Genomic DNA, 11,014 nt, shown 5'->3' with positions numbered 1-11,014 from the left:
TGACATTGCCCGTCAGGTTGTAGCGGATGAACTTGCGGATGTTGTCGTAGATGACGCGCCCCTCTTCGACCGCTGCGACGATGGTGGAAAAGTTGTCATTCAGCAGCACCATGTCTGCCGCTTCTTTGGCGACATCGGTGCCCGTAATGCCCATCGCCACGCCGATGTCTGCCTTTCGCAGGGCCGGCGCATCGTTTACCCCGTCGCCCGTCATGGAGACGATTTCGCCGCGATTTTTCAGGGCTTCCACAATCTTTAGCTTTTGCTGGGGCGAGACGCGGGCATAGACCGACACCTCGCCCACCTGCTGCTCTAGTTCCTCAGTGGAAAGCTGGTTAAGCTGCTGCCCAGTCAGGTATTTGTCGTTGGTGGCAATTTCCAGATCGCGGGCGATGGTGCGGGCCATCAGGGGATGGTCGCCTGTGATCATGACCGTGCGGATGCCTGCTGCGTTGCAGGTTTGCACGGCGGTTTTGGCTTCGGGCCGCGCCGGATCGAGCATTCCCACTAGCCCCACCATCACCAAGTCTTGCTCGACTTCTAGTTCTCGACCCGGAGGCGGCAGTTCGTCTTGCAAGCGAAAGGCCACACCGAGGACGCGAGTGCCCATGCTGGCCAGCCGGTCGTTATCTTGCAAAATGCGATCGCGCATGTTGGCATCAAGCGGCTTTTGCCCGTTGTCCCAAACGTGGGTAGACACCTCTAGCATTCCGTCGATTGCCCCCTTGGTGAAGGCAATGTAGGGCGCATTGGGCAGCTTGACTAGGCTCAGCACCAGCTTGCCCACATCGGAAGACTCCCACCCCTGGCGATCGCCCCACTGGTGGATCGTCGTCATCCGCTTGCGGTCGGAATCAAACGGTGCTTCGGCAACGCGAGGCAGCAGCATTTCCAGTTCTTCTTTGCTCAGGCCCAGACGATCGGCTGCGACCACCAGGGCGATTTCCGTCGGGTCGCCCAGCGCCTTGTCTTTGCCGTCCTCATCTTCTTTGACCAGCGCGTTGTTGCAGAGGGCGCTGCCTCCCAGCGTCAGGGCGATCGGCGCACTCAGCGGCACGCCGTCTCCGGGGCGAAAGATGGACTTGTTGCCATCTAGCCGGGAGGTAATTTCGGCAAAGGATTCGCGCAGTTCCACCTGTTCACCCGCCAGCGCCAGGATTTTCACCGTCATGCGGTTTTCCGTCAGCGTGCCCGTTTTGTCGGAGCAAATCGTGGTGACGGAGCCGAGGGTTTCTACCGCAGGCAGCTTGCGGATCAGGGCTTGCCGCTTCAGCATCCGCCGCGAGCCGATGGCCAGGGCGATCGTCACCACGGCGGGCAGCCCTTCGGGAATAATCGCCACGGCCAGACTGACCGCCGTCAGGAACAGATCTTCTACATTGCCTCCCCGCGCCAGCCCAATAGCAAACATGAGGGCCACCAGCGCAAGAGCGGCGATCGCCAGCCGCTTGCCTAGTTGATCGAGGCGCTTTTGCAGGGGCGTTTGCTCCGATTCCACAGACTGGATCGAGTCGGCAATTTTGCCCAGTTCCGTGTCCATGCCCGTCGCAACCACCAGCCCGCGCCCGCGCCCGTAGGTGACGACCGTGCCCATGTAGACCATGTTGCGGCGATCGCCCAGCGATAGGGCTTGCCCATCGATCTTGGCCACCTGCTTTTCTACCGACTCCGACTCGCCTGTGAAGGCGGCTTCCTGAGTCCGCAGGTTGGTGCTTTCTAGCAGGCGACAGTCTGCCGGAACCTGGTCGCCGTCCTCTAGCTGAACGATGTCGCCCACGACCACTTCTCGCGCCAAGATCTGCTGCCACTCGCCATCGCGCAGCACCCGCGCCTTGGGAACCGCCATTTTTCTCAGCGCTGCAAACTCTTTGCCAGCCCGATATTCCTGCGTAAAGCCCAGCACCGCGTTGAACACCACGATCGCCAGAATCGCCAGCGCGTCTTCAAAATCGCCCAGCAGCGCCGAGGCGATCGCCGCCACAATCAGCACCACCACGGTCGTTGCGGTAATCTGTTCCCACAGCATCCGCAGCACGCTTTTGGGCGGCGGCTCGGCCAATTCATTTGCGCCATTTTGAGAGAGGCGATCGCTCGCTACAGCCTGACTCAGCCCTGTGCGCGGGTCGGTTCCGATCTGGCTCAGTGCCTCCTGCGGCTCTAGTGCATACCACCGTGTCTCGTCTCCCGTTCCCCTTCGCGTCAGCGCATAGTCCGGTCGATTGCCTCTACTCATAGCAAGCCTGCACCATTTGCCCGATGGGCCTAAAAGTCAATTTCGAGAATTCAAGAACACAGATTTCACAACACAAATTTCGCAACACAAATTTCACAACACAAAAACCAGGTACGACCGGATGCGAAGAATTACGAAGAATATAGAGAATGGGATCGTCTGACCCAGCCGTGCCACGCAGTTTGACATCCGTACCGTCTGACGCAACGCATTGACTGCTAATAGGAGTTCCCCCCAGTGGCGCTACAGATGAGATGGCTGAAAGCCCCGCAGATGCCCAACCCGCTATCCAAAATCACCCATCCAAAATCGCAAATCCAAAATCGGCATAACATCCATATCTCATAGCACCAATCAGCATTCATAGCATCAATCGACAGATTGAGAGAGTATTTGACAAATCATGTCCTGAACCGTTGGTATGAAGGACTGGGCGTGAAGGACTGGGCGTGAAGGATTGGGCGAGAAGGGATTCAAACCATTCCTTATTCAAAACAATCCCTTAACTGCGTGCAAAGGGTGCAGGAAGCGTGAACCTCATGGGCTGCGCGTAGGTGGGATGCAAAAACGTGAGATGGTGAGCGTGCAGGCAATAGCCACAGTCGCCAGGAACGGGCACTTTTTCATCAGACGCTTCGGTCGTTTCGGCTTCCATGTCGAGGGTGCGGGGCGTGCCGCCAGGAGCGTAGAGCGGGTCACCCAGCAAGGGATAGCCCACCGCCGCCAGGTGAATGCGAATCTGGTGGGGGCGGCCAGTGAGGATGGTCATCTCGACGAGGGTGCGATCGCCCTGCCGCTGCAAAACCTGCCCTTCGCTGTAGGCAGGCAAACCGTTGGCCACAGCACCATACACGTAGCCGAGAACCGGATGGGACAACTTGCCGATGGGCTGAGTAATAGTAAAGCGATCAGGCAGATCGCTAGGGCCGACTAGCGCAAGATAGCTTTTTCGCAAGGGGCGATCGCCCAGATTCTCAGATTGGAGAATATCCGGGGGATACCAGCCAGAATGCAGGTGTGAACGCCGGTGCGAACTAGAAGGCGAATGTGAGTTCGCAATAAAATTCAGCAGGATCTCTGACTGTCGCGTCTGGTCGCGCATCTGCTGGCTGAGGCGAGATTTTGCGGCGGGCGATCGCCCCAGCAGCACCAAACCAGAAGTCCCGCGTCCCAAACGATGGACGGGCGTTGGCGGGTTCTGCGGGTAGCGCTGCTGCAACTGCCCCAGCAGCGTATGTTGCAAAAAACCGCCCCCCGGCAGCACAGGCAACCCCGACGGCTTCGCCACCACCAGCACGTCCGCATCTTCATGCAGAATGTCAAACGCCAGCGGTACGTCGGGTTCCTGCCACGGGGGACGATGGTAGGCAAGCTGCTGCCCCAGGCACAGCACATAGTCTGCCGAAACTGGCTGACCATTCACCAAAACCTGCCCCTGGGCAATGCGGCTTTGCCACTCGTCGCGGCTGGAGTGCGGATAGCGCTGGCTGTAATAGTCCAGGAGCGATCGCCCCACGTCGCGCCGCGCCACCTGCTCTCGATAGACCCAGCCCTGGTTCATAAGCTGCGTAGCAACAATAAGGCAAACAGCGCCAGATCACCAGGCAAGGGATGACACCATGCCAAACACCCCGCATCCCAGCAAAATACAGACCGCCAGTGGCCACTTGCACAGCGCTCCGCCCACCACCGCCAGCATTGCCAATACCGTCGCCACTGTTTCAGATGGTTGGCTCACCAACCCCATCACACTCGCCACCGCCATTGCCAAAATCACCGCCAGCGGCAGGTAAGCCAGCCATCGGGTGGGAACCCACGCTTCGGGCAGCCACACGCCCGCTGTTCGCATGAGAAACGTGCCAATGCCTGCAAGGAGGATGAGGACGGTGAGGGACATAACGGCGAGATATTGAAGACCGAGATGGGGGATGGGGTTGATTTTGGATTGGCGATTTTGGATTGGCGATTTTGGATTGCCAGTCCGAGTGGCTACGAGGCTTGCAGCGATTTATTGACAGCAGCGTTTGGGAGAACTGGCACGAGGCGCAAGGCTAGCGCTCTCCTCATCATCCTATTACCTTTAGGACTCACGCGGTCTTCCACCCAAAATCCAAAATCGCTCACTCCCTCCATCAATTGATCCGCTCCACATACGCCCGCCAGCCGCCATACTCTGTGATCTCCCGTTCCCCTTCGCAGAGATATGGTTCTCCCAGCACGCCCAGCACGTTTTCACCGTCGTCTAGTATGAGGCGGCCGATGCAGAGGCCGGGGGGGTCTTGTAGCAGGAGCAGGCCCAATCCGTCCGGGGGAACGTCCCAAACTTCGACGGCGATCGCCCGGCCCCCGTCGCGCACCCGCAGCATGGCCGGATGGCGATCGCCAATGCTCCACAGGCGATAGGCAGGCTCCGTTTTGGCTTCGCGGACGAAGGTGGCCCCCACTGCAAGCAGATTGCTATTGAGCGCCAGCCCCCGCATCAGCGTTCCATTGACCGCAAGAGGAATTCGTTGCATAGATGATATTGTGGCTCTCTCCAAGGTTTTCTCGACGATCCCAGCATTTACCCGCGCTTAGGGATTTTTGTTGCAGAATAGCAGACTGACCTCACCAACTCTTAGAAGAACTTTTAGCAGAACTTTTGGCAGAATAGGGCTGACGGGGATTATCCCCACGCGCATTTGTTCTGCAGGATGGCGATCGCCCCCATCGACCCGGCTCACCCTTCAACCAGCTCCTGCTCATTGACCGAATCAATGGGGTTGTCGAAACCTTTGCGACCTGAAACGCACTAGTCATCGGAACCGATTCATTGAAATGCAGATTTTTTTATCATCGTCAATTCTGCTGATGGCGCTGTTGGGCGTGGGAGCCTTCTCCGAAAGCAGCACTGCTGAGGCGCGGATTTTCCAAAATGCTGCGCCACGTTCCGTCTTGGACTCGTCTGCGCTATCCCGCCCAGCCTTCGACCCGCCTGTTCAGATCGCGCAGCTAGGATTTAGCGTGCGGCAGTCTCGCCCCGTCCGCAATCGCATTGGTGGCATCACGCGGGGCGGCCAGGCGTGCAGCCCAGATGGAGCAACAGTGGTGCGGCTGCTGCCCCTAGTGCCGCCCACCGACCCGACGGTTGCCGAGCAGGGCAAGATCAGCGTTGAGCCAACGGTTTCCGAGCAGCCGATGGTGTTTGTATATGTGCCGCAAACGGTGGCTCGGCAGGCGCAATTTTCGGTGGCGATCGCCACAGACACCCCTTCTGGGCGCACCGTAGAGGAAGCGCTCTACGAATATCGCCTGCCACTACCCCAAGAGCCTAGTATTATTGGCATTCCGCTGCGGCCGCTGGACGAAGGACGGCTCTATCGCTGGGTGTTTCAGCTCCAGTGCGACCCGTCGGGCGATCGCTCTGGAGACGCGCTGACGGACGGCTGGCTCCAGCGGGTTGCCCCCAACAGCAGCCTCTCGCTGCGGCTCAACCGCGCCACACCCCAAGAACTGCCCGCCCTCTATGCCCGATCGGGCCTGTGGCAAGACACCGTGACCAGCCTGGGAACCCTGCGAGCCGCCACGCCCGATGATGCAGCGCTGATCGCCGACTGGGACAGCCTGTTGTCCTCCGTCAACCTAGACGACCTGGCGAGCGTGCCGCTGCTGTTTCCCCCCGTGGAATACCGCTCCCTGCAAGAATAAGAGATACAGAACTGTCGTCATTTATGTTTGCTTAGTCACCTGCGTTGATCGCAGGCGTAAAAGAGATAAAAATTCTACCCGGCTGCTCTCCCCTTTTCGACACTTAATATGTCCCCCATTCTCACGATCACGGCCGACCAGATCAATCGCCTGGATCTCTCGCCAGCCACAGCGGCGATCGCCCCCTGGCTGGCTCAGCAGCCCAGCGCCACGGCCCAGCCCAGCCTCCAACTCCAGTTCAAGATCGACATTCCCCGCGATCCCGACGACCCGCGAGAACTGTCGGAAATTCCCGAAGTGCGCCTGTGGTTTGTGCGGCTGGATGCGTGCTATCCCTGGCTGCCGCTGGTGCTGGATTGGGAAGCAGGTGAACTGGGGCGCTATGCGGCGATGCTGGTGCCGCACGAGTTTAGCCGAACGGAGGGCATTCGGTTCAACCCGGAGGCGCTGGAGCTATTTGTGATGAGCAAGATCTTTGCCGTGGCGGACTGGATGCAGCAGCACGGCGGCATCAGCCCCACTCGGCTCAAGTTCATGACCCAACTGCTGGGCTACGAGCTAGACGATGGCTTTTTTGAACTGCTTTGAGTCCGACATTTGAGTCCGACATTTGAGTCCGACAACTTAACACTCCACAGCAAAGCACTCCACCGCAAAGCACTCCACCGCAAAACTTGGCTTTCACCGATTAGTGAAAACGAGTCAGCAAAGCCCCTCAGACCGACCATTGCCTCAGTGAGGATGTTGCCCCTTCTGGATGGCGGCCCGCTCCTTGGCCAGCCGATCTACCGTTTCGCCTAGGGCGGCCATCAGGCTCTTGCGGGTCTGGTCGTGGTCGGTCTGCTCGGCCCGGAGCGCCTGGGCCAGGCGATCGCACTCTACCAGGGCTTGCGCTAAGGCTTGCTGCAAGGATTCCAGCGTATCCAGGCTGGCGATTTTTTGGGCGATCGCCGGGGGCACGTCGCCCGTCAGCTTGGGCAAAGGGCTGCTCTGGGTCGTTTGCAGGCGTTCTTTCAAATCGGCGATCGCCTGCTGCGACAGGTTGGTTTCGGTGCGCCGCTGCTGAGCCTCGGTTTCATATAGCCGCCGCCAGTTGGCCGCACTGCTCAGCGCCTCGTCTCGCTCTTTATAGGCGCTCTCCAGCTTGTGCTGCAAATGCTTAATTTCAGCTAACCACTGCCGGACATCCTGACTCATGACTCAACGGCTCCTCCAACCTGAGTAGTGAATGGGTGAACAAGAAATACGAAGACGAACATCGCCTTGTTTAATCAACGGGCAGTGCAGCATCAAAACCGCAAAGAACTAAAACTAACTAGGGTACACCAATCATCTATCCAGCGATACCCAAAAGCTGGGACAAAACGGGCGGCGGCGGCAGCAGGATAATGACCAGTAGTGTCAATGCAGCCAGCCCCAAAAAGTCGCGCAGGTTGTCCAATTCGCTCACATCATTGAGCGTTGGTGCATCCACCGCAGGTAGTAAAAATAACAGCACTGCCCACAGCAGGAGTTCTTGCTGCACCAGCGACAGCAGCAGCACCAGCAGCCGCGCCACCTGCCCGATCAACGCTCCCATCCGTTGACCAAACATGGCGTGAACAATCTGCCCGCCATCCAGTTGTCCCACAGGCATTAGGTTGAGCGCTGTGATCACGATCCCAATGCACCCTGCCACGGCCACCGGATGCAGCCGCAGTGCCGTGTCTGCTGTAAACGCGCTACCCAGCGCCAGCTTGCTCAACACCGCCAGCAGCAGCGAACCGTGGGGATTAAACGACTCGAACCGGAAAATACCCGACTCGGCAGTGCGCTGAATCGGCTGCGACTGCGCCAGCCCCCACAGCAAGATCGGCAGGCTAATCAAAAAGCTGACCATTGAACCCGTTAGCCCGATGTCGAACAGGGCACGACGATGGGGAACGGGCGATCGCCGCTGGAGCAGCGCCCCAAACGTGCCGAAGGGAAACACCGCCATCGGCGGCACGGGGATGAAGTAGGGATAGGACACGCGCAGCCCATAGCGACGCGCCACCCAGAAGTTTGCCAGTTCCCGCCCGCCCAAAATCAGCAAAATGGCAATCGCATAGGGCAGCCCCGTCAATAGCGTTGGCAGGTTAAAGCTGAGAGTGCTGGCTAGCGGCTCATCTGCTGCCACGCCTGCGGTAAAGCGCTCTGTCAAAATTGCCCCACCCAAGCAGGTGGTGAGCAAGGTAGCCGCAAACAATCCGAGCGATCGCCCCAGTCGTCGTTCGGATTGTTTGCCATCCGCTTGGTCTGCTTGGTCGCGCTGGGCCTGGGCATTAGGCACGAGGGCAAAGAAGGGTTTGCCGTTCAGCCCTTCTTGAAACAGCACCAGGAAGCGATCGCCAAACTGGGCTTCAATATTTTCGCGAATCGTGCGGTAGGCCACCTCCGGCGAACTCCGCAACTGTCCGCGACAGATCAGCGCCTGCGGTCGATATTCCAAATTCTGCAAATAATAGACCGACCAGGGAAAGCAATTTTGCAACGTGGCTTCTTCCTGGCGATCGATCGGGCGCAGCGGCGCTTTGGGATCTGGCTCTGGCTTTTGCGGAGATGGCTCGGCAGCGGACTCGGCCGTGGCGGGGCGAGGCGGACGACCCCACTGCACCAGCAGCCAGTACAGCACCGGGCTAATCAAAAATGGCCCAAACAGCAGCGCTGCGGGAATTCGAGCATCCGGCCCATTCAGCAAAATCCATCCCGTCCAGATCAGCGCAGGCAGCATCATCACCAGCCACAGCAGCCAGATGGGGGTGCGCGTGATGCTGGACACGCTTCTCTGCACGATGTAGTAGGTAAATAGCCCAGTGATGCTGAGCAGCAGCAGCCAGAAAATCATAATGGGCTTCTCGGAAGCAATTGAAAAAACACCTGTGAGCCTTCAAAGCTCTGGTAGACTAAATAGCTTAACTTGCGGCTTCTACGGGTAGATCTCCAGGATACTCTGGATTTCTCGGTCTCGTTAAACACGATTTGAGCGGCCCCAGAAGCGGCGTTTACCCCGGAGGCCCATCTTTTGAGCCGTTTGAGGTCGAGCCTCTATTCAGCAAGGGAAATGGGCAAATCAGCGATGGGCAAAATCCGCATCCCGTCCTTTAGGCTTCCCAGAAGACCAGCCCGTCAATCTTCTATGCCTGCTGCCGACTGTGCCGACTGTGCCGATCGATGCATCGCACCAATGTCGCCAAACCCTGCAAAAGACTCTAGGGAGGCTGCTCCTCGCTGCACCGCGTTGATTTCATCCTTTTATCCCACCAGTTCTGCCCATGTCTGTCGCTGCTCGTCCTGCTGCTACCAAGCCGCCGCGCCCCGTGCTGTCGGATATCTGGGCCTTTGCGCCCAACCGTGATGCTCTTGGCGGCACGGCCTATCTGCTGCAAACGGCGGACGGCAACCTGCTAATCGACTGCCCGACCTGGGACGACACCACCTGCCAGTTCTTGTCAGAGCAGGGCGGCGTGCGGTGGCTAGTGCTGACGCATCGGGGGGCGATCGCCCACGTTGCCGAGCTTCACAAAACTTACGACTGCGACATCCTCATCCAGGAGCAAGAAGCCTACCTGCTGCCAGGGCTGCCCGTCACGCCGTTTCAGCAGGAGCATGAGATCAGCCCCACCGCACAAGTGATCTGGACGCCCGGACATTCCCCCGGTTCCGCCTGCGTATATATCCCGATGCATGGCGGCGTGCTGTTTTCGGGTCGGCATCTGCTGCCCGATCGCCAGGGCAATCCCGTGCCACTGCGCCTGTCCAAAACCTTCCACTGGCCGCGCCAGATCCGCAGTGTGGAAAAATTGCGCGATCGCTTTTCACCCGACACGCTCCAGCATCTCTGTCCGGGCGCAAACCTCGGCTTCCTGCGCGGCCAGCCCACCGTCACCCCCGCCTACGAAAAACTCGCCGCCCTCGACCTCACCACCCTCCGCACCCAACCCCCTGGCTTGTAGTAGCCTTTTCTAGGTTTTTCAGCGTGTTTCAAAATACGCCCTAACCCTCGTTCGGCGAGGCTCACGAGCCGCTAACCCCCAACCCCTAACCCCTAACATCCTTAATACTTCACAAGGATTTTCCCAAGGCGATCGCCCACCCTGGATAATTGAGCAGGCGTTCAGAGACGGAGATTGAGGTTATGCAGGTGAGAGCCGCTGTTGCCCTAGAGGCAGGAAAGCCGCTGAGCATTGAAACGGTGCAGCTTGAGGGACCAAAAGCGGGCGAGGTGCTGGTGGAAATTAAAGCGACGGGCGTCTGCCATACGGACGCATACACGCTGTCGGGCAGCGACCCTGAGGGCTTATTTCCGGCGATTTTGGGACATGAGGGCGCGGGCGTGGTGGTGGAGGTGGGCCCGGAGGTGAAAAGCCTGAAACCGGGCGATCGCGTCATTCCGCTCTACACGCCGGAGTGCCGCCAGTGCAAGTTTTGCCTCAGCCGCAAAACCAATCTGTGTCAGGCGATTCGCGCCACGCAGGGCAAAGGCCTGATGCCCGACGGCACCAGCCGCTTTTCGCTCGACGGCCAGCCGCTCTATCACTACATGGGCACGTCCACCTTTGCCAACTACACCGTGCTGCCGGAAATCGCCCTGGCAAAAATCCGCGAAGACGCGCCCTTCGACAAGGTGTGCTATATCGGCTGCGGCGTGACGACGGGCATCGGCGCGGTGATTTTCACGGCGAAAGTCGAGGCGGGCGCGAAGGTCGTCGTGTTTGGACTGGGCGGCATCGGGCTGAACGTGATCCAGGGCTGTCGCATGGTGGGCGCAGACATGATCGTGGGCGTCGATCTGAACCCCAGCAAGCGGGCGATCGCCGAGCAGTTTGGCATGACGCATTTTGTCAATCCTAAAGAAATAAAGGGCGATCTCGTCGCGCACTTAGTCGAACTCACCGACGGCGGCGCGGATTATTCGTTTGAGTGCATCGGCAATGTCCACGTCATGCGCCAAGCGCTGGAATGCTGCCACAAAGGCTGGGGAAAATCGGTCATCATCGGCGTGGCGGGTGCGGGCCAAGAAATCAGCACGCGACCATTCCAACTGGTGACCGGGCGCGTGTGGATGGGCAGCGC

At 59.1% G+C, this 11,014-nt stretch carries 10 protein-coding genes; 4 read left to right on the top strand and 6 right to left on the bottom strand.

Annotation, left to right across the window (positions count from 1 at the left end):
• From IGS51_RS22240 to IGS51_RS22225, 4 genes are all read right to left on the bottom strand, one after another.
• Positions 1 to 2,233, bottom strand: a 2,233-nt coding sequence (locus tag IGS51_RS22240; protein WP_297081099.1) for an HAD-IC family P-type ATPase, incomplete at its 3' end; no start/stop codon positions are given.
• Positions 2,234 to 2,735: 502 nt separating this feature from the next.
• Entirely contained in the window at positions 2,736 to 3,794 is a 1,059-nt protein-coding gene (locus tag IGS51_RS22235) for a pseudouridine synthase (protein ID WP_297081096.1), read from the bottom strand.
• A gap of 36 nt (positions 3,795 to 3,830) precedes the next feature.
• The gene (locus IGS51_RS22230; RefSeq protein ID WP_297081093.1) at positions 3,831 to 4,130 is read right to left on the bottom strand and encodes an AzlD domain-containing protein; all 300 of its coding nucleotides are present in this window, start codon (positions 4,128 to 4,130) and stop codon (positions 3,831 to 3,833) included.
• A gap of 235 nt (positions 4,131 to 4,365) precedes the next feature.
• Positions 4,366 to 4,749, bottom strand: a complete 384-nt coding sequence (locus IGS51_RS22225; RefSeq protein ID WP_297081091.1) for a gamma-glutamylcyclotransferase — start codon at positions 4,747 to 4,749, stop codon at positions 4,366 to 4,368.
• Between the two features lie 301 nt (positions 4,750 to 5,050).
• Here IGS51_RS22225 and IGS51_RS22220 point away from each other — a divergent pair, with 301 nt between their 5' ends.
• Both IGS51_RS22220 and IGS51_RS22215 read left to right on the top strand, forming a co-directional pair.
• Positions 5,051 to 5,920, top strand: coding sequence for a DUF928 domain-containing protein (locus IGS51_RS22220; RefSeq protein ID WP_297081090.1), 870 nt, complete (start codon positions 5,051 to 5,053; stop codon positions 5,918 to 5,920).
• A 108-nt stretch (positions 5,921 to 6,028) separates the two neighbouring features.
• Complete coding sequence (locus tag IGS51_RS22215) at positions 6,029 to 6,508, top strand: CRR6 family NdhI maturation factor (RefSeq protein ID WP_297081089.1); 480 nt, start codon at positions 6,029 to 6,031, stop codon at positions 6,506 to 6,508.
• A gap of 144 nt (positions 6,509 to 6,652) precedes the next feature.
• On the opposite strand, the gene IGS51_RS22210 is transcribed toward IGS51_RS22215, so the two are convergent.
• Together IGS51_RS22210 and IGS51_RS22205 are read right to left on the bottom strand one after the other, a co-directional pair.
• Positions 6,653 to 7,117, bottom strand: a complete 465-nt coding sequence (locus IGS51_RS22210) for a hypothetical protein (RefSeq protein WP_297081087.1) — start codon at positions 7,115 to 7,117, stop codon at positions 6,653 to 6,655.
• A gap of 136 nt (positions 7,118 to 7,253) precedes the next feature.
• Complete coding sequence (locus IGS51_RS22205) at positions 7,254 to 8,786, bottom strand: site-2 protease family protein (protein WP_297081086.1); 1,533 nt, start codon at positions 8,784 to 8,786, stop codon at positions 7,254 to 7,256.
• 427 nt (positions 8,787 to 9,213) lie between these two features.
• Between IGS51_RS22205 and IGS51_RS22200 the strand changes: the two genes are divergently transcribed.
• Both IGS51_RS22200 and IGS51_RS22195 read left to right on the top strand, forming a co-directional pair.
• On the top strand, positions 9,214 to 9,894 hold the full coding sequence (locus IGS51_RS22200; RefSeq protein ID WP_297081084.1) for an MBL fold metallo-hydrolase: 681 nt from the start codon (positions 9,214 to 9,216) through the stop codon (positions 9,892 to 9,894).
• 182 nt (positions 9,895 to 10,076) lie between these two features.
• Positions 10,077 to 11,014 (top strand): zinc-binding dehydrogenase (locus tag IGS51_RS22195; protein WP_297081081.1); only part of this gene is annotated, 938 nt, incomplete at its 3' end.

Origin of the sequence: Thermoleptolyngbya sp. M55_K2018_002, from assembly GCF_015295965.1 — a bacterium.
Classification (GTDB): domain Bacteria; phylum Cyanobacteriota; class Cyanobacteriia; order Elainellales; family Elainellaceae; genus Thermoleptolyngbya; species Thermoleptolyngbya sichuanensis.
The sequence above is the reverse complement of the archived record's forward strand: the minus strand, read 5'-3'. Positions and strand labels throughout refer to the sequence as shown.

Excerpts from the sequence above, each read along its gene's own strand:
- IGS51_RS22235 (WP_297081096.1), bottom strand. The coding sequence starts at position 3,794 with ATGAACCAGGGCTGGGTCTATCGAGAGCAGGTGGCGCGGCGCGACGTG.
- IGS51_RS22215 (WP_297081089.1), top strand. The coding sequence starts at position 6,029 with ATGTCCCCCATTCTCACGATCACGGCCGACCAGATCAATCGCCTGGAT.
- IGS51_RS22220 (WP_297081090.1), top strand. The coding sequence starts at position 5,051 with ATGCAGATTTTTTTATCATCGTCAATTCTGCTGATGGCGCTGTTGGGC.
- IGS51_RS22200 (WP_297081084.1), top strand. The coding sequence starts at position 9,214 with ATGTCTGTCGCTGCTCGTCCTGCTGCTACCAAGCCGCCGCGCCCCGTG.
- IGS51_RS22205 (WP_297081086.1), bottom strand. The coding sequence starts at position 8,786 with ATGATTTTCTGGCTGCTGCTGCTCAGCATCACTGGGCTATTTACCTAC.
- IGS51_RS22225 (WP_297081091.1), bottom strand. The coding sequence starts at position 4,749 with ATGCAACGAATTCCTCTTGCGGTCAATGGAACGCTGATGCGGGGGCTG.
- IGS51_RS22210 (WP_297081087.1), bottom strand. The coding sequence starts at position 7,117 with ATGAGTCAGGATGTCCGGCAGTGGTTAGCTGAAATTAAGCATTTGCAG.
- IGS51_RS22230 (WP_297081093.1), bottom strand. The coding sequence starts at position 4,130 with ATGTCCCTCACCGTCCTCATCCTCCTTGCAGGCATTGGCACGTTTCTC.